General features: G+C 70.2%; 14 protein-coding genes and 1 other RNA gene. 4 read left to right on the forward strand and 11 right to left on the reverse strand.

Features of this window, described 5'->3' with window-relative positions; translation table 11 throughout:
• Window positions 1–83: 83 nt before the first annotated feature.
• A complete protein-coding gene (locus OV207_RS24860; protein WP_193429185.1) occupies window positions 84–716 on the reverse strand; it encodes a 5-formyltetrahydrofolate cyclo-ligase in 633 nt (210 codons plus the stop codon).
• Between the two features lie 20 nt (window positions 717–736).
• Window positions 737–927, reverse strand: a non-coding RNA gene (ssrS, locus tag OV207_RS24865) — 6S RNA.
• 273 nt (window positions 928–1200) lie between these two features.
• On the opposite strand from ssrS, the gene OV207_RS24870 reads away from it, so the two are divergent.
• The 3 genes from OV207_RS24870 to OV207_RS24880 all read left to right on the forward strand — a co-directional run bounded on the left by OV207_RS24870 (window position 1201) and on the right by OV207_RS24880 (window position 3352).
• Window positions 1201–2079 carry a hypothetical protein gene (locus OV207_RS24870; protein WP_267557617.1) on the forward strand — a complete coding sequence of 293 codons (879 nt, stop codon included), beginning with the start codon at window positions 1201–1203 and terminating at the stop codon, window positions 2077–2079.
• Window positions 2076–3068 (forward strand): serine/threonine-protein kinase, encoded by a 993-nt coding sequence (locus OV207_RS24875; RefSeq protein WP_267557618.1) that lies wholly within the window; start codon window positions 2076–2078, stop codon window positions 3066–3068. Before OV207_RS24870 ends, OV207_RS24875 begins: the two co-directional genes overlap by 4 nt.
• A gap of 107 nt (window positions 3069–3175) precedes the next feature.
• On the forward strand, window positions 3176–3352 hold the full coding sequence (locus OV207_RS24880; RefSeq protein WP_193429188.1) for a hypothetical protein: 177 nt from the start codon (window positions 3176–3178) through the stop codon (window positions 3350–3352).
• A 25-nt stretch (window positions 3353–3377) separates the two neighbouring features.
• On the opposite strand, the gene OV207_RS24885 is transcribed toward OV207_RS24880, so the two are convergent.
• The 7 genes from OV207_RS24885 to OV207_RS24915 all read right to left on the reverse strand — a co-directional run bounded on the left by OV207_RS24885 (window position 3378) and on the right by OV207_RS24915 (window position 10935).
• Complete coding sequence (locus OV207_RS24885) at window positions 3378–4538, reverse strand: cysteine desulfurase family protein (protein ID WP_267557619.1); 1161 nt, start codon at window positions 4536–4538, stop codon at window positions 3378–3380.
• Window positions 4535–5656 (reverse strand): DHH family phosphoesterase, encoded by a 1122-nt coding sequence (locus OV207_RS24890; protein ID WP_193429190.1) that lies wholly within the window; start codon window positions 5654–5656, stop codon window positions 4535–4537. The genes OV207_RS24885 and OV207_RS24890 overlap by 4 nt, the downstream gene beginning before the upstream one ends.
• A 13-nt stretch (window positions 5657–5669) precedes the next feature.
• Window positions 5670–6503 carry a deoxyribonuclease IV gene (locus tag OV207_RS24895; protein ID WP_267557620.1) on the reverse strand — a complete coding sequence of 278 codons (834 nt, stop codon included), beginning with the start codon at window positions 6501–6503 and terminating at the stop codon, window positions 5670–5672.
• 5 nt (window positions 6504–6508) lie between these two features.
• On the reverse strand, window positions 6509–7348 hold the full coding sequence (locus OV207_RS24900; protein ID WP_120531867.1) for a Fic family protein: 840 nt from the start codon (window positions 7346–7348) through the stop codon (window positions 6509–6511).
• 120 nt (window positions 7349–7468) lie between these two features.
• Window positions 7469–8809, reverse strand: coding sequence for an AAA family ATPase (locus tag OV207_RS24905; protein WP_267557621.1), 1341 nt, complete (start codon window positions 8807–8809; stop codon window positions 7469–7471).
• 59 nt (window positions 8810–8868) lie between these two features.
• On the reverse strand, window positions 8869–9816 hold the full coding sequence (locus OV207_RS24910) for a branched-chain amino acid transaminase (RefSeq protein ID WP_267557622.1): 948 nt from the start codon (window positions 9814–9816) through the stop codon (window positions 8869–8871).
• Window positions 9817–9993: 177 nt separating this feature from the next.
• The gene (locus OV207_RS24915; protein WP_267557623.1) at window positions 9994–10935 is read right to left on the reverse strand and encodes an AAA family ATPase; all 942 of its coding nucleotides are present in this window, start codon (window positions 10933–10935) and stop codon (window positions 9994–9996) included.
• A 192-nt stretch (window positions 10936–11127) separates the two neighbouring features.
• Here OV207_RS24915 and OV207_RS24920 point away from each other — a divergent pair, with 192 nt between their 5' ends.
• Complete coding sequence (locus OV207_RS24920; RefSeq protein ID WP_267557624.1) at window positions 11128–11352, forward strand: hypothetical protein; 225 nt, start codon at window positions 11128–11130, stop codon at window positions 11350–11352.
• Between the two features lie 118 nt (window positions 11353–11470).
• Here the strand turns inward: OV207_RS24920 and OV207_RS24925 are convergent, their stop codons facing one another.
• Together OV207_RS24925 and OV207_RS24930 are read right to left on the reverse strand one after the other, a co-directional pair.
• Window positions 11471–16060 (reverse strand): response regulator, encoded by a 4590-nt coding sequence (locus OV207_RS24925; protein ID WP_267557625.1) that lies wholly within the window; start codon window positions 16058–16060, stop codon window positions 11471–11473.
• A 99-nt stretch (window positions 16061–16159) separates the two neighbouring features.
• Window positions 16160–18337 (reverse strand): glycosyltransferase (locus OV207_RS24930; protein WP_267557626.1); only part of this gene is annotated, 2178 nt, incomplete at its 5' end.

The following is an 18337-nucleotide window of genomic DNA, read 5'->3' on the forward strand; positions in this document are numbered from 1 at the left end:
CCCCGCGGACACTACCCGAAAGGCTCCGGGCAGGGCGGGACTTCGCGTCCGCCCCGCCCGCTCACCCCAGGAGCCTGCCTGCCTCAGGTGTCGAGGAAGTCCCAGTCACGGCACAGGCCGCGCAGGGTCTGGCTCTCCGTGACGATCTGGTCCATGTCCACGTCGTCCGGGGTCGTGGGCAGCGCCTGGACGATCTGGTCGCCGAAGGCCAGCCCCACCCGGCGGCTGCGCGCGCTGGCCGCCTTGAGGGTCGCGTCGTAGTAGCCGCCCCCGCGTCCCAGCCGCTTGCCATCCGGGCTGAAGCCCAGGCCCGGCACCACGAACAGGTCGATCTGATCCACGGCGATCAGTTCGGAGGCGTTCGTGGGCTCCCGGACGCCCAGGCGTCCCGGCTCCAGTTCGCTCTCCGACTTGATGGCCCGGAAGGCCAGGATGCGCCCGTGGACGTGGGACAGCGGATAGCAGACGATCTTCTCGTCCTGCAGGGCCGCGATGAGGATGTCCCGGGTGGGCACTTCGCCCCGGATGGGGGCATAGAGCGCCACCGTACGTGCCTTCTGATAGTAGGGCGATGCCAGGAATCGAGACTGAACCTTCAGGCCCCGCTCATCGATGAGGTCGTTGGTCATCGCCTTCCGGCGCGCCGTCAGTTCCTCACGAAGCGATACCTTCTTCTCCGCCGCCCCCGCCGCCGTCTCCACCGCAGTCTCGCTCACCGCCGCCGCTCCCCAAGAAAGAGTCCCCCGCCGAGCCGTGTGTCCAGCGTCCATTGAACCCTCGTAAGTCAGGTGGGGACCGAAATCATGCCGCCGCAGGCTTCCCTCATCCCCGTGAGGGGGAGGGCTTGCACATGGCGACCGAAACGGACCCCGGAATGGACGTATCGGTTCGAATTTCTGCTGGGCATCACGAACCCCGCAGGGAACAGACCTTTACCAACGCAAATCTAGTTACAAGTGCTCAGAATCACTGGGAAATCCCAGGGCGTTCTTGGGAAAATGATAAGGATGCAGAAGCGTGCGGTCAAGCCGTCCTCGCGCGTTTACAACCAGCCCCGTGGACTTCTATGATGTCCGCGCCCCCGACATGTCGCCCCCGACTCCAACATTGGCTCTCGCGGCGGTGGCCTGCCTCGCTTCCGGATTCGCGTGGGCGGGCCCGGCCGTCAATGGTTCCTATCAAGCAGATGCCTTCGGCCCCGTGGAGTTGCGGACGACCGGCGACCAGCTCGTGGGCACCGCCCCGGCCGGTGGGGTGTGCGCGCGCCCGGAGGCCCAGCAGGTCCTGACGGGCGAGTTCCAGGGCAACGTCTTCATCGGGAAGGTCACGCTCTGCCAGACGGGCGTGGCCTGCGAGACCACCGCCAGCTATGACGTGATGCTCGTCTACAGCTTCGATGAGCGGGCGCTGGGGGGCCTGGTGAGGCTGGAAGGCGGCTGCGAGTCGGTCGCCCTGCCCAAGAGCGGGATGCTGGTGTTCCGGGCGACCGAACAGGAGGCCGCCGCGCCGCCCGTGACGGCCCAGGCCTCCGAGCGCCAGGCCCAGGTGCCGGCCCCCATTCCCGCGGTGGCGTCGGGTTCGGCCGCGCAGGTGGCGGCGCAGCGCCGGCTGGAGGCGGTGGACGTTCCGGCCGCGCTGAGGCAGGGGCAGCAGGCCCTGGCGGCGAAGAATCCCGTGAGCGCGGTCCAGCAGTTCCAGCGGGTGCTGACCCAGGAGAAGAACAACGCGTCGGCGCTGACGGGCATGGGCGTGGCCTTCTTCCTGCGCGACCAGCAGCCGGAGGCCCTCCGGTTCCTGGAGCAGGCGCGTACCACTGGCAATCAGCAGGCCCGGGCGGAGGCGTGGTTCTGGACGGCGTGCGTGAAGCGGGCGACCCAGGACTCGAAGCTGGCGCAGGAGGCGCTGCGCCGCGCGGTGAATGAGGGCTGGTCCCCACCGGAGGGCAACGCGCTGGTGGACCGGGAGCTGCAACTGCTGGCCCGGGAAGGGCAGCCGTTCGACACGCTGGTGAAGCAGGCGCGCGGTCGCAAGCGGGCCCAGGGTCGAGATCCGCAAGGAGCTGGAAGCGCCAGCCCGTGACCGCGCCGACCCCCGCGCCGAAGCCCGTGAAGATCTTCGGCAACTACGAAATCCTGTCGATGCTGGGCAAGGGCGGCATGGCCGAGGTGTACCGCGCGCGCGTGCGCTCCGGGCCCCACGAGGGGTGGACGGTGGCGCTCAAGCGGCTGCTGCCCGCGCTCACCCGGGACCCGGCGTCGGTGGACCTGTTCGCGCGCGAGGCGCACCTGTCGCGCCAACTGGACCACCCCAACATCGTGAAGGTGTTGGACGCGGGCATGCTGGAGGACGTGTCCTTCCTGGTGATGGACCTGGTGGACGGGCGCGACCTGGGCCACATCCTGCGCCGGTGCAAGGCCCGCGGCATCCCGCTGCCCGTCGACTTCGCGGTGTACCTGGCGAAGGTGTTGCTGGAGGCGCTCGCGTACGCGCACACCGCCACCGGACCGGAGGGCGAGCCGCTGGGCATCGTCCACTGCGACGTGTCCCCGTCCAACCTGTTCATCTCGCGGGTGGGGGAGATCAAGCTGGGCGACTTTGGTGTGTCGCGCGTGCTGGTGGACGGCAAGCTTCAGGGCGGTGAGGTGCTGGGCAAGCCGTACTACCTGTCCCCGGAGTCACTGCAGGGCGCGGTGACGCCGGAGGCGGACCTGTGGGCCGCGAGCGTCGTGCTCTACGAACTGCTCACGCTGGGGCGCCCCTTCACCGGCACGTCGCCTGAAGAGGTGTTCGCGGGCATCCTGTCGCGCGACTACCGGCGGCTCAGCGAGGTGCGACCGGACGTCCCCAAGGCGCTGGACGCCGTCCTGGCGCGCGCCTTCGCGGAGAACCCCGAGGACCGCTTCCCTTCCGCGGAGGAGTACGCGCAGGCCCTGGCGCCCCACTATGACGAGCGCGTGGGCACGCCCCTGGCCATCGCGGCGGTGGTGCGCGGCCTGTTCGGCACCACCGACCAGGTGCCGACGATTCCCGACTCCGCGCTCGGCCGCTCCAGCGACACCTCCGAGTAGCCGGGCGGGCAGGGCCCCGATGCGCGGGTCCCCGGACGGGAAGGGTCGCTGCGACCTTCGGTCCGGATGATGACCTTTCTTCCCACCGACATCCGGGGAGGACATCCATGGCGAACGAGCGAAAGCAGCCCCAGCCCGAACAGGACAAGCCCACGCGCGAGACGCGACCGGAGGGCGAGCGCCTTCCGCCCAAGCCCGGCGAGGCCGGCAGGGATGGCATGCCCGGCTACGGCCAGCCTGATCCAGACGTGCGCGAGCAGGGCCTGCCCGACCAGAAGTGGTAGCCGCTCCCGGGCTCCTGGGCCTGCTTCAGGCGACGCTGGAGGAGGCTTCCAGGGCGCGCACGCGCGGGACGTGCGTGCACAGGGCTTCCACCACGCGCGTCACCTCCGCGGCGGTGGTGGTGGGCCCCAGGCTGAAGCGCAGGCTGCCGCGCGCCTGGGCGGGGGACAGGCCCATCGCGCGCAGCACGTGTGACGGGGACAGCGTTCCGGACGCGCAGGCCGCGCCCGATGACGCGCAGATGCCTTCCAGGTCCAGGGCCATCAGGAGCGCTTCGCCTTCAACGCCGTCGAAGCGCAGGTTGCTGGTGTTGGGCACGCGCGGGGCCCCGGTCCCGTTCACCGTCACGCCCGGCAGTCGCGTGAGCACCTGGTGCTCGAAGCCGTCACGCAGGGCGCCGACGCGCTCCGCGACGGCGGCCTGGTCCTTCGCGGCCAGCTCCAGGGCCAGCGCCAGGGCTTCGGCGTAGGGCACGTTCTGCGTGCCTCCCCGGCGGCCACCTTCCTGGTGCCCGGGCGTCAGCGCTCGCACGTCCACGCCCTTGCGCACCACCAGCACGCCCACGCCCTGGGGGCCGCCGAACTTGTGCGCCGACAGCGAGAGCAGGTCCGCGTCCACCTCGCGCAGCGTGAGCGGCACCTTGCCCGCGGCCTGCACGGCGTCGGTGTGGAACAGGATGCCGCGCTGCCGGCACGCTCGCGCTGCCTCCGCCACCGGCTGGAGCACGCCCGTCTCGTTGTTGGCCCACATCAGCGAACACAGCGCGGTGTCCGGGGTGAGCGCCTCCAGCACGGCCTCCAGCGGCACGCGGCCGGTGGCGTCGGGCGACAGCCTCACCACCTGGGCGCCCTCGCGCTCCAGGTGGGTGAGCGCTCCCAGCAGGGCGGGGTGCTCCACCGTCGAGCCCACCACCCGGCGGCGCTCCTTCACCGGCCGGGCCGCGTACGCGCCCAGCAGCGCGAGCGCGTCCGCTTCGCTGCCGGAGGCGGTGAAGCACACCTCCTTGGGTTCGCAGCCGAGCAGCCGCGCCACCCGCGCCCGCGCCGCGTCCAGCCGGCCCCGGGCCTCACGTCCTCCGCCGTGCACGCTGGACGCGTTGCCGAAGCCGCCCTGCGTGAAGGCCCTCGCGAGCAGCGCGCCCACCTCCGCCCGCACCGGCGCGGCGGCGTTGTGGTCCCAGTAGATCACGTGTCCTGCGCGGACAGCAGCGACACCGGCCGCTCCTCGGCGACGCCGAAGGCTTCGAGGAAGCGCGCCACCAGGTCGCGCTTGAGCGCCTTGCGCTTGTTGGCGCTGCCGGAGAGCGGGAGCCGCGCGCCGGCCATGCTGCCGTGGCCGCCGGACGAGCCGCCCAGGTCCTCGCACAGCTCGCGGATGAGGCGGCCCGCGTTCATGCGCCGGTCCTTCACGCGCAGGCTGAGGAAGAGCTGGTTGCGGAACGTCCCGTACGCCAGGGACCACTTCATCCCTTCGAGGAACATCATCCGCTCGGCGACCTCCGCCACCATGTCCGGGGAGTAGACCTCCTCCAGGTCGGTGATGATGGCGGTGCCGTAGACCTTGGCCTTCTCGATGGACGTGTGGAAGAGCTGGAAGAAGCGGGCGGGCACCTCCGGGTGCTCTATCTGCCCCAGCATCGACTTGTCACAGCGGGGGAACAGCCACAGGTAGCTGTCCACGTCCGTGTCGGTCGTCTCCCGGCCCAGGTCCCGCGTGTCCGCCTTGATGCCGTAGAAGAGCGCGGTGGCGATCTCCACGGACGGCTCCAGGCGCGCGGCCCGCAGGTACTCCACCAGCATCGTGGACGTGGCGCCGAAGTCACCGCCCACGTCCGCGAAGGGCGACTGGAGGCTCTCCTCACGCAGCGGGTGGTGGTCCACCACGATGTCGGCGCGATAGCGCGCGGGCAGCGAGTGGTTGCGCACCGGCGGCTGGGTGTCCACCAGACCGAACAGGTCGTACTCGGAGAGGTCCAACTGGGAGACGTGCGACACCGGCAGCCGCAGCACCCGCACGAAGGCGATGTTCTCCGCCCGGCCGATGATGCCGCCGTAGCCCACGTGGGCCTCCACGCCGGCCTTGCGCTCCAGCAGGTACGCGAGCGACACGGCGGCGGCCATGGAATCGGGGTCCGGGTTGTCGTGCGTCAGGATGAGCGCCCGGCGGTGGCCCTTGGCCACGCGCAGCAGGCGGCCCAGCTTTTCGACGGCCGGAAGGTTCGCCAGACGGGCTGGCGGAGGCTCCGTAAGCTCGCTGCCGGCGGGAAGCTGGGAGCGGCGGCTTTGGAGAGAAGGGGTCACGGGCATGAGGGCTCTTCTTTTACTTCCTCCGGCACAGGGATTCGAGAAGTCGGATGTTCTCCCCATAACGTTCCGGAAAGGGTGTTTCCAACACCCCAATGGTGTCGACGAAGCGCGGATCCTTCATGAGGCAGCGAAAGGCCGTCAGGCCGATTGTCCCCTTGCCTGGTTCCTCATGACGGTCCACCCGGCAACCCAGGGGCTTCTTGCAGTCGTTCAGGTGGAAGGCCGCCACGCGGGACAGGCTCACGCGCCGGTCACATTCCGCCATCACGGCCTCATAGCCCCTTTTCGTGGACAGGTCATACCCCGCCGCGAAGAGGTGACAGGTGTCCAGACACACCGACAGGCGGCCCTCCTCCTTGACGCGACCGAGGATGTCCTCCAGGTGTTCGAAGCGCCACCCCAGCGCGTGGCCCTGGCCCGCCGTCACCTCCAGGCAGATGCGCGCCTGGAAGCCCGGGCACCGGCGGTGCACTTCGTCCAGCCCGTGCGCGACGCGCTCCAGGCCGCGGGCGGTGTCGGGGTGTGAGCCGGGGTGGAGGATGAGCAGCGGGATGCCCAGCCGCTCGCAGCGGGAGAGCTCCTCGGTGACGCAGGCCAGGGACTTCTCCCGGGCCTCGGGCACCTCGCCGGCCAGGTTCACCAGGTAGCTGCCGTGGGCGATGACGGGGAGGCCCGCGCGACGGGCCTCGGCGCGGAAGGCCCGCGCCTCGTCCTCCGTCAGCGCGGGGGCGCTCCAGCCCCGCGCGTTCTTCGTGAAGATCTGCAGGGCCTTCGCGCCATGGGCTTCGGCGCGCTGGAAGGCCTGGCTCACGCCTCCGGCGATGGATTCGTGAGCCCCGATTCGCACGGCGGCTACTCGACGGTCTTGTACTTGCGGCCCAGGTCGCGGAAGTACTTCACGCCGTTGTCGAGCGAGTTCTCCATCGCGTCCATCAACACCGTGCGGAAGACGGCCACGGGTCCCCGGAAGGACTCGTAGTAGCGCTGCCGATCAATGGAGTGGATGACGGCGGGCATGTAGCCGTTGCGCAGCAGGATGAGGTTGCTGCACATGCGCCCCACCTTCCCGCTGTGCTCGGTGAAGGGGAAGATCTGCAGGAACTCATGCTGCACCACCGCCGCCTGCTTGATGGGGTGGAACTCGCGGAACTCCGCGCTGGCGGTGTGGTCCACGAGCTTCTCCAGCCGGGCCTGGATCTTCGCCGGCTGGGTGATGTCGTGGAAGTAGGTGCGGTGCAGGGGCATGTCCTTGCGCAGCCCCGCGCGGTCGCGCTCCTTGGCCAGCTCCTTCTCCGTGCGCTCGCGCCGCTCCATGCGCGCGCGCTCGGCGAGCGCCTCCGGCGTGTTGCCGAGGAAGAGGTCGTGCATCCGCTTGATGGTGGTGAGCGTCAGCGCGGACTGCTTCTTCGCGCCCTGCGCCTCCTCGCGGATGTAGTCCGCGACCGCCTTGTGGTTGCGGATCTCCAGGACGACCGGAATCATGGACGCCTCGGCGGCGGTGCGTGCCGGGAAGAGCGCGGCCATCAACTCCTGGTGCGTGTACACGACGCCTTCGAGCGCGGCGTCGTGGTAGATCCACGACATCTCGAACCGGTCGAGGAACTCGCGTGCTGGCTGCTTGTCCTTGTAGATGTCGAGGTACTCGCGCAGCTGCTCGTTCTTCTCGTCGATGTCTTGATAGCGTTCCTTCACGGACTGCGGCTCCTTCTCGCCCCGGCCCGCCCCGGGCGCTTTTCTCAGAGGCTGCGCCAGGCGGGTACAACGGCACGCGGATTCTAGAAATTCCGCGCGGTTGGAACAATTAAAACCTGACTACAGGTTCACCAGGAACACTTCGCACGCCTGGTCCAGCAGGTCCTTGGAGAGCGCGGGCGGAATCTGCCGGTACCGGGCCGCGTCCCGGATGAGCGATACCAGGTCCCGGGGGTGGCACGAGCGCATCTCCATGCTGCGCGGCTTGTAGTAGTGCTCCACGAGGTAGGTGATGGCCTGGTCCACGTAGGGGATGCCCGCCGCCTCGCACACCCGGCGGAAGATCTCCCGGTAGGACTCTTCATCCGGATTGCCTACTTCAATCTTGTACTTGATGCGGCGCAGGAACGCCTCATCCACCAGCTCCTTGGGGTCCAGGTTGGTGGAGAACACCAGGAGCTGATCAAACGGGATTTCGAACTTCTTGCCCGTGTGGAGGGTGAGGAAGTCCACCCGCTTCTCCAGGGGGACGATCCACCGGTTGAGCAGGTCCGTGGGGTGGACCTTCTGGCGGCCGAAGTCGTCGATGAGGAGCATGCCGCCGTTGGCCTTCACCTGGAATGGGGCCTCGTAGAAGCGGGTGCTCTCCGAATAGATGAGATCCAGCGTCTCCAGCGTCAGCTCGCCGCCCACCACCACGGCGGGGCGGCGGCAGAGCAGCCACCGCTTGTCCATTTCGAAGGTCTGCCGGCGGCCGCCGCCCGCGGCCGAGCCGATTTCGAGCGAGACGGGGGTGTGAATGATGCGGTCGTAGACCTTGATGATCTGATTGTCGATTTCGAGGCAGTGCGGGACGTACACCTCGCCGCCGAACATGTGGGAGATGGCCTCCGCGAGGCTCGTCTTGCCGTTGCCGGGCGGGCCGTAGAGGAAGAGCGAGCGGCCGGAGTTCACGGCCGGGCCCAGCTTGTCCATCAGCTCCGCGGACACGGTGAGGTGGCCCAGGGCCATCACCAGGTCCTCCTGGCTGACGACGGGCGTCTCCTCCGTCTGGCTGGTGATGAGCGCGTTGTACTGCTCGATGGGGACGGGGGCCGCGCCCACGTAGGTGGAGCGGGTGAGGGCGTCGCGGGCGTACTCGCGGCCCTTCTCCGTGAGGGCGAACTCCACGGACGCGCGGCCAAAGCCCTTGCCGCCGCGCAGGTCCACGAGCTTCTCCTGCGCGAGGAAGTCCACCACGTGCTCGACGACGCCCGACCAGGGCAGGCACATGCTCTCCGCGATGCCCATGCCCGTGCCGGTGCCGGCGTAGTAGAGGAATTTCAGGCCCAGGTCGGCCAGCAGGCCAATCTTGAGGCCGGTGTCCTCCAGCGACTTCGGCTCCGACGGAGCGATGTCGAGGACGGACGGGTTCTCGAGCTTGAACGGATTGTCTTCGTACGCGTACCCGGCGGGAGGCATCGGGTAGGGGTTCTACCCGATTCCCCCGCCCGCCGGGACGTCACGTCAGGCGACTGTTCTCAAACGTAGGTCAGCCAGTCCGCATAGCGGTCGTCCTGGCCCCGGACGATCTTGAAGTAGGACTCCTGGACGAAGGTGCCGATGGGGCCGGGCTTGCCCTCGCCCACCTGTCGGTTGTCCACCTCTCGCACGGGGGTGATCTCCGCGGCGGTGCCGGTGAAGAAGATCTCGTTGCAGATGTAGAGCGCGTCGCGGGTGAACGTCACCTCGTCCACCGTGCGGCCGCTGTCGCGCAGCAGCCTCAGCACGGTGTCGCGGGTGATGCCGTCGAGGATGGGCGAGGAGAGGGGCGGGGTCTTGATGACGCCCTTCTTGTTCACCATGAAGATGTTCTCGCCGGACGCCTCCGCGACGAAGCCGCTGATGTCCAGGAGGATGGCCTCGTCGTAGCCGGCGAGCACCGCCTCGCGCTTGGCCATGATGGAGTTGACGTACTGGCCGGTGATCTTGCCGCGCACCATGTTCACGTTCACGTGCATGCGCGTGAAGGAGCTGACCTTGGCGCGGATGCCCTCGCGGATGCCCTTGTCGCCCAGGTAGGAGCCCCACTCCCAGGCCGTGACGGCCACGCGGGTGGGGTTCACCGCGCCCAGGCCCATGGCGCCATCGCCCATGAAGGCCACCGGGCGCAGGTAGGCGCCGTTGGCGAACAGGTGCTTCTGCTTGCGCAGAAGATCCAGCGTGGCCTCCACCAGCTCATCCTCGGTGTAGGGGATGTTCAGCATGATGATGTGCGCGGAGTCCAGCAGTCGCCGGATGTGTTCGCGCAGCCGGAAGACGGCGAGCCGGCCGTCATGGGTCTTGTAGGCGCGGATGCCCTCGAAGACGCCCAGGCCATAGTGGAGGGCGTGCGTCATCACGTGCACGCCGCCCTCGTCCCATTTCACCAGCTTCCCATCGAGCCAGATGTGTTCGGCGCGCAGTACGGAGGATGAGGTCGAGCTCATCGGGAAGTTCCTCGTCGGGCTAGGGGTGGGACCTCTTGGGGCCATGGGATTCAGGCCACCTCAAGCCTTGTATCCAGGCCCACCGGGGAGGCAAAGCGCGAAACGCCAGGGGGGCGCCAGAACGGCCCCCCCGGTGCCTGAGCGTCCAAGTCGCCCGACCGTCCAAGTCGCCCTGCGTCAGGCCTGGGCGATCTGCGGCAGGTGGGCGCGGGCCTTTTCGATGTCGCCCTCGTACTTGAGCACGAGGTTGAGCGTGGCGGCGACGACGTCCGACGTGAGCGCTTCGGCGTTGAGCAGGGTCAGGCTCTGCGCCCAGTCCAGCGTCTCGCTGATGGACGGGGCCTTCTTCAGGTCCAGGGCGCGGATGGCGGCCACGGCTTCCACCACCTGCTCGGCCAGCACCTGGGGGACCTCCGGCAGGCGCGAGCGGACGATGCGCAGCTCGCGCTCGCGGTCCGGGAAGTCGATGTGCAGGTGCAGGCAGCGGCGCTTGAGCGCGTCCGACAGCTCCCGGGCGTTGTTGCTGGTGAGGATGACGCGCGGGATGTGCTTCGCCTTGATGGTGCCCAGCTCCGGCACCGTGACGGCGTTGTCAGAGAGCACCTCCAGCAGGAAGGCCTCGAACTCCGGATCCGCCTTGTCGATTTCGTCCACCAGCAGCAGCGACGGCTTCTCCGACAGCTGGGCCTGGAGGATGGGGCGGGGCAGCAGGAAGCGCTCGGAGAAGAACACCGCGTCGCCGGACGCGAGCCGGTCCGCGGCCTCCGCCAGCGTCTTCGTGCCCTGCGTCATCTCCCCAATCTTGTCCTTGAGCAGCTGGGTGTAGAGCAGCTGCTTGGCGTACTCCCATTCATAGAGGGCCTTCGCCTCGTCCAGGCCCTCGTAGCACTGCAGGCGGATGAAGCCCCGGTCCAGCGCCAGGGCCAGGGCGCGCGCCAGCTCCGTCTTGCCCACGCCCGCGGGGCCCTCCACCAGGATGGGCTTGTTCATCCGGTCCGCCAGGAACACCGCCGTGGCGATTTCAGGGGACGACAGGTAGCCCACCGCCTCCAGGCGACGCGCCGCGTCTTCCACGCTGGCGAAGGACGGAATCGGGGGAGTCAGTTGAGGGGGGCTCACACCCGTCAACTTAACCGACGGTCCCCGGGCAACTGCGGCAAAAATGCCAGGGTTGTGGGGGCGCCGTCCGCACCCTTGAGGGCCGTTGGGGCCGCAACCCCGCGTAATCAGAGTGCGTAAATATTTTCGCACCCTGGGCACGCACCGTGCATCTCAGTGGCGAATCTCAGGACACGAACGAGGTCGCGGGTCATGTGGGCGTGGTTGAAACTGGCGATGGCGGTGGTGGTGGTGGTGATGCCGGGCGGCATCCCCCTGGTGATGGCGTACATCGCGACGCGGACGTTGGCGGAGCGCTGGCGGATGGCCCAGGCGCAGGCCCGGGAAGCGGGACGGCCGGTGTCGGTGCGGGACGTGGTGGGCTCCCTGCACTTCCGTGACCTGCTGCGCGAGGCCCGGGCGGTGACGGCCCTGTAGCGTCCCCCCGGCGGCCGTCGCGCCGGGCCGTTGCCCTGAAGACCTGAGATGACGCACGAAGGGCCCGGCACTCCGAAAGAGTGCGCGGGCCCTCGTCATTTCCAGGGGCTGGGGGCGGCTACTTGTCGAGCTCGTCGACGAGCGCCGTCCAGTCGTCCTCGCCCTCGGGGGCGGTGGGCAGCTGCATCACCATGGTGCGCTCCGGAGCCTCGTCGTCCTCCGCCAGGGCCTGGGCGGGCGCGGCGGCGGGCTTCTTCGCGGCCTGCTTGGCGGCGGCCTTCGCCGGGGGCTTGGCGGCGGCGGGGATGACGGGGTTCGCCTGGGCCGTCACGGCCAGGTGTTCGTCCTCGGAGGGCTTCTTGACGGGGGCGGCGGCGGCCGGGGCAGGGGACTTGCTCTTGTAGCGGGCCAGCTCCAGCTCGGCGACCTTGAGCGCCTTGCTCTTCTCCTGCACGGACGTCTGGAGGCGGGCGACCTCCTGGGCCTTGATGGCCTCGCGGCGCTCCAGCTCCGCCTTCTGCTTGGCGTTGAGGTCGTCCAGCTCCTTGAGCTGGCGCGCCTCCAGGTCCTTGCGCTCCTTCTGCGCGGTGGCGAGACGGGCGGCGGACTCGTTGGCCTTGGCTTCGGCGGCGGTGACGCGGGCGGTGAGCTCCTTCTCCGCGCGGCTCCGGGCGCTCGTGGCGTTCTCCAGCGCCAGCTCCAGGTCCTGGGCCTTCTTGGTGCGGGCCTGGAGCTGGGCCTGGGCGTCCTTGAGCTTCGCGTCCGTGTCGGCCGCGGCCTTCTGGGCGTCCTGGCCGAGCTGCGCGATGGTCTGCTCCGCCTTCGCGAGCCTCGCGGCCAGCTCGTCGGCCTGCTTCTTCGCGGCGGCCTGGGCCTGCTGGGCCTGCTGCGCCTGGGCTTGAGCCTGGGCCTGGGCCTGCTGGAGCTGACCGGCGAGCCCGTCGCGCTCGCTGGCGAGCTTCTGCTGGGACTGGCCGGCCTGCTGGAGCTGGGCGTCCCGGTCGGCGATGGCCTTGCGCGCCCCGTCCAGGTCCGCGCTCACGGCGTTGAGCTGCTGGCCCAGCGCGTCCGCCTGCTTCTTCGCTTCGGCGGCCTGGGTCTGCAGCTGGCCTTCGAGCGCCTTCACCTGGTCGGTGCGGGTGGCGACCTCGCGGTTGAGCACCTCCGCCTGACGCATCTTCTCCTGCGTCACGTGGGTGAGCTTGCGCAGCGTGTCCGACAGCTCCTTGCCCTTGGTGTCGACCTCGTTCTGGAGCAGCTCTTCGCGACGCTGGGACTCGTGCGTGAGCGTCTGGAGGCGGTCGTCCAGGTCGTGCCGCGCGTCCTCGGTCTGCGCGAGCGTGGAGGACAGCTGCGTGACCTCCGCCACGCGGGCGCCCAGCTCGTGCTTGGTGACGATGAGCTGTTCGGCCAGCTCCTCGCCGTTCGCCTGCGAGTCCGCGAGCTGACGCTCCAGCTCCGCCTGGGTGGCGGCGGCCTGCTGGCGCGTCTGCGCGTGGGCGTGCTCCTCCTTCGCCAGGGTGTCGCGCGTGTCGGTGAGCTGGCCCTGGGTGTCCGCCAGCTGCTGCGACGTGGCGTTCAGCTCCTGCGTCAGCCCGTCGCGCTCGCCGGTGAGGGCGGCGATCTGCGCGGAGGTCTCCTGCGCGAGCGTCGCGTGCGCGCCGCGCTCGGCCTCATACAGGCCCTGCGTCTCGGACAGGTCCGCGCGCAGCTGGCCAATCTGGCCGGTGAGGTCCTGCTCCAGCGAATCCTTGGCCTCGCCGAGCGCCTGCAGCTCCGCGATGCGCGTGTCGCGCTCCTGCGTGGTGCGGGCGAGGAGACCGTTGGTCTCCTGGAGGATGTCGCGCGTTTCGTTCAGCTCCGCGTCCAGCTCGTCGCGGTGCGTGGTCGTCTTGGCCAGCTCCGCGCGCGTCGACTCCAGGGTCTCCTGGGTCTGCGTGAGCGTCTGGCTGGTGGCCTCCAGCTCGCCGCGCGTCTCCGCGAGCGTGCCCTCGGTGCTGGAGAGCGTGCCCTGCGTGTCCGCGAGGGTCGCTTCCGTGCGCGCCAGCGTGCCCTGCGTGTCCGCGAGGGTCGCTTCCGTGCGCGCCAGGGTCTGGCTGGTGGCCTCCAGTTCGCCCTGGGTGGAGGCGAGCGTCTCCTCCGTCTGGGCAAGCCGGGTCTGCGTGTCGGACAGGGTCTGGCTGGTGGCCTCCAGCTCGCCGCGCGTCTCCGCGAGCGTTCCTTCGGTGCTGGCCAGCGTGGCCTGCGTGTCGGACAGGGTCTGGCTGGTGGCCTCCAGCTCGCCGCGCGTGGTGGAGAGCGTCTCCTCCGTCTGCGCGAGCCGGGACTGGGTGTCCGTCAGCGTCTGGCTGGTGGCCTCCAGCTCGCCGCGCGTCTCCGCGAGCGTGCCTTCGGTGCTGGAGAGCGTGCCCTGCGTGTCCGCGAGGGTGGCCTCCGTGCGCGCCAGCGTGTCCTGCGTCTTCGCGAGGGTGTCCTCGGTGGTCGCCAGCGTCTGGCTGGTGGCCTCCAGCTCGCCGCGGGTGGAGGCGAGGGTCTCCTCGGTCTGCGTCAGGCGCGTCTGCGTCTCGGAGAGCTGCTGGCTGGTGGCCTCCAGCTCACCGCGCGTCTCCGCGAGCGTGCCCTCCGTGGTGGAGAGCGTCGTCTGCGTCTCGGAGAGCTGCTGGCTGGTGGCCTCCAGCTCGCCGCGCGTCTCCGCGAGGGTGGCTTCGGTGCTGGAGAGGGTGGCCTGCGTCTCCGTGAGCTGCTGGCTCGTCGCCTCCAGGTTCCCGGTCAGCTCGGAGATGCGCGAGTCACGCTCGGCCACGTCCGACTGCAGGCCCTCGATGCTGCTGTCGCGCTGGGCGACGGTGTCTTCCAGCGACGCGACGCGCGCGGAGAGCTGTTCGCCCTGCTGCTGGGCGGCGTCCAGCTGCTCGCTGAGCGCCTGGATCTGGCCCTTGAGGTCCGCCTCCAGGGCGTCCTTCGCCGCGCGCAGGTCCTCCAGTTGGCTGGTGAGGTCCTGCTCCAGCGCGTCCTTGGCCTGCTGGAGCGCCTGGAGTTCGGCGGTCAGCTCCGACTCGCGGTCCTCCAGGTGCGTCTTGACGGCTTCGACTTCGCCTTCCAGCTCACCGATGCGCTCGCGGTGCTGCTGGATGGTGGCGTTGAGCTCCGCCTCGCTGTTCTCGTTGCGGGCGATGGTCTCCTGGAGCTCGCGGTCCAGCGAGGCGAGCTTCGCGTCGCGCTCCTCCACGCGCTGGGTGAGGTCCGCTTCCTGGGCGTCCTTGTCCAGCCGCAGCTGGTCGCGCTCGCCGGTGACGCGCGCGATGTCGGACTCCAGGTCCGCCACCTGCTGCGTGAGGCGCTGCTCCAGCGCGGCGCGCTCGGCGTTGAGGCGTTCAATCTCCGCGTCGGAGCGGCTGGCGTGCTCCTCGGCGGTGGTGGACCGGGCCTCCAGGCCGCGCACGGTGGCGTCGCGCTCCTGCTCGGTCTGGGTCAGCCGCTCCTGGAGGGCCTGGATCTCACCGTCCAGCTCGGCGTAGCGCTGGTCGCGCTCGCTGACGGTGCGGCCCAGCTCCGCCTCGAACTGGTCGCCGCGCTCGCGCAACTGGAGGATGTCCGCCTCGTTGGCGCGGACGGTGTCCTGGAGCTTCTGCTCCTTGACCTCGAACTCCAGCGTGACGACGCCGAGGTGCTTCTCCAGCTTGTCGAACTCGTTGCGCCAGCCTTCCAGGTCGGCGCCACGGCGCGACAGCTCCTCGTCGCGGAGGTTGACCTCCTTGCGCAGGACGTTGATGTCCTTTTCCTTGGAGGCGACGACCTCGATGAGGTCCTTCTCCGAGGAGAACTTCTGCAGGAGCAGGTCGTCCACGGTGGCGCCGTGCTCGCGCTCCTTCTGGACGATGGACTGCTGGGCGTCGTTGAAGCGCCTGAGCAGGTCATCCACCTGCATCTTCAGGCCCTGCAGCTCCACGTCCTTCTCATGGAGCCGGTCCTCGACGGAGAGCAGCTCCCGCTCGCGGACGCTCCAGATTTCGGACAGGCGCGCGAGCTGCGCTTCGCGTGTCTTCAGCTCGTCCCGGAGGATTTGAATCTTCCCCTCGGGCGTGCCCATCAGCTCACGGCGCGGGGGCGGGCGCTTCAACTGGCGCGACTCCGCCAGCAGCTCCGCCTTGCGGTCCGCGATGGAGGAGAAGGCGCGGTCCATGAAGGACTTGTCCTCGTCCGTCATGGCGCTGCGGCGCTCGCGCTTGGGCAGCTTGGGCGGGGCGCCGGTGCGCACGCCGGGCATGGGCGGCGGGGCCTCGCGCGGGGCGCCGGAGAGGGCGGCGTCCAGGTCCGCGTCCGTCTCGTCGGTGCCGGGCGGGACGATGCCCGCGCTCATCGAGGCGAGCTCCCCCATCTCGAAGGGGATGACGAGGTAGCCGTCCGCGGCGGCGGGCGTCTCACGGTGTTTGTTGAGACCCTCCACTCCCGAGTCGGAGGACAGCAGCAGGACCTTGAGGTTCTGGCCCCACTTGCCCTTCTTGATCTGACCACAGAGGGCGAAGCCGGACTGGTCCGGCAGCTCCGCGCGCACGACGACCAGGTCGGGTCGGCGTTTCTCCAGCTCCCGCTGCGCATCGGACGCAGTGGTAGCCATGGCCGTGTTGTAGCCCGCGCTCTTGAGCACGGAGGCCATGCTGAGTGCGAAGTCGTTCTGGCTTTCGACGATGAGGACGCGACGCTCCATGAAGCCCTTCACCCAGCAAAAAGTGCAGTGAAAACCGCCACATCCTATCGGGCGGGCGCAAGGCTTGGGAAGTTTCCGAGCAGTGCTCGGTCGCCTGCCTCACGAGTTCTTGTTGCGAACCGCACCCTGTCCAACAGGGGGGACCGTCCCCGGGGGGGCGGCGCTCTCCGGATCCCTGCCGGGGAAGTTGGTGGGCGGGGTGTGACGGGCGAACTGGGCGCCCTCGGGGGGACAATACCCGTGCGCCAACTGGGCGAACCACGGGTTGAGGGTGGAGCCGGGCGGCGCCGGTGGGGGCTCCGGCGGCTCCTCCTTCACGGGCGCGTCCTCCGCGTCCTCCAGGGCGAGCGAGTCCGCGTCGTGGACCTCGTCGCTGCTGATCTCCTCCGGCTCGTCCAGCGCCGCGCTGGCGTTGGAGGGGGTGTGGCTGCCCTCGTCGTCCAGGGATTCGGCCTCATCGGCGGCGATCTCCTCCGGCTCGTCGTCCGGGGCGGAGGGCGAGGAGGGCCTCAGCATGGGCGGCGTCGAGCGGGCCTGTGCCTCCTGGGACCCGGACGGCACCAGCCGGGGCGGCGGACCCTGACGGGGCACGGGCGGCGGTGACACGGCGCGGGGCGGCAGCTGCGGGGGCCGTTCCGCGTCCGCCGTGAGGCCACCGCCGCGGATGGGCGGCTTGTCCGCGTCTGACACGAGGCCACCGCCGCGGATGGGCGGCTTGTCCGCTTCCAGGAGCACGGGCGGGCGGGAGGGAGCGGGACGGCCTGGATCAGCGAAGAGGCCGCCACGGATGGGCGGTTTTTCCGCGTCGGCCATGGAAGGAAGGGGAGGGGTGCGGGGAGGTTCGACGGCGGAGGGGGCGTCCGGTTCGGCGTTGGCGCCCGGGCGCGAGGACTGGGCGCGCCCGGCGTTCGTGCTCCGCCCCGCGTTCATCAGGGAGCGCATGGGCACGATGGGCGTGGGCGCTGGCGGCTCCGAGAAGTCCTCCACCAGCACCGAGGCCCGGCGGACGATGGGCGTTGGCGCGGGAGACTCTTCCTCCCGCATGACGCCGGAGCGGCGGACGATGGGCGTGGGCGCCCGCTCCGCGTCGTCGGACGCGGGCGACGTGGGCCGGCGCACGATGGGGGTGGCCGCGGGCGCTTCGTCCTCCGACGGGGCGGGCCGGCGGACGATGGGGGTGGGGGCCGGCGCTTCGCCCTCATCCTCCAAGCTCGAGCGGCGCACGATGGGCGTCGGTCCGGAGTGGGCCGCGTCCTCGCCCTGCCCACGCGGGGCGGTGTCGGCGGAGGCGGCGTCCCGGGAGGCGGCCTCCGGCTCCGCGTCCCGCGAGGAGAGGGCCCGGGCGGAGTAGCTCGTCAGCAGCTCGGTCGGCGCGCCCGGCTCACCCCGGCGTCCTCCCAGGGGCTCCGGTTCCGCCTTCACCGGGTGGGCGGTCCGGGCGGTGTCGCCCCCGCTGTCGGCCGACGGGGCTTCGCTCCGCGCGGGCTCCCGGGAGGGCTCCGCCGTGGGACCGCGCTCCCGCAGCGGCAGGCCCAGCACCATGGGGACCTCGTCGGGCCGCATGTCGGGTTCGGTCTTCACCAGCCGCGTGTCCATCCCCTCGTCCAGGGCCATGCCCATCACCAGGGGCAGGTCCTCGGCGGCGTCCTTGTTCGCCACCGGCTCCGGGGCGGCCTCTTCCGGCGCGGCGGCGGGCGCGGCGGGCTTCGCGGGGGCCTTGGGGACGGGCGCGGGCTTCGGCGCCTCCGGCATGCCCAGGTTCGCGAGGCGGTTGGTGGGCGTGCCCGTCATCGTGACGTCGGGCGGCTCGTTGGCGGTGCCCACGGGCAGGTGGACGCGGTTCTTCAGGAGCGAATCATAGAGGTCCAGCAACTGGCCCCGGATGAGCCCCGCGTCCAGGACCTTCTCCGCGTACTCGCGGCCGGCGCGTCCCAGCGCCACGCGGCGGGGCACGTCGCGCGCCAGCTCCACGATGCGCTCGGAGAGCGCGCGGGCGTCCCCGGGCGGGAAGAAGACGGCCGCGTCCTGCGGGATGAGCTCCCGGGTGACGGGCAGGTCCGCGGCGATCACCGGCCGGCCGGAGGCCATGTACTCGGACACCTTGGCCAGCGGCCCGCCCTGGGTCCGGTTGCGCTCCGAGTCGTCGAGGGGCAGCACGCCCACGTCCGCCAGGGCCAGGACCTTGAAGAGGTCGTCGTGGACCACGGGTGGCTGGAAGTCGACCTTGTCCTTGAGTCCCAGGTCCTTGACCAGGTCATCCAGGTGGGGCTTCCAGTC

It is taken from the genome of Corallococcus sp. BB11-1 (genome assembly GCF_026626625.1).
Lineage (GTDB): Bacteria > Myxococcota > Myxococcia > Myxococcales > Myxococcaceae > Corallococcus > Corallococcus soli.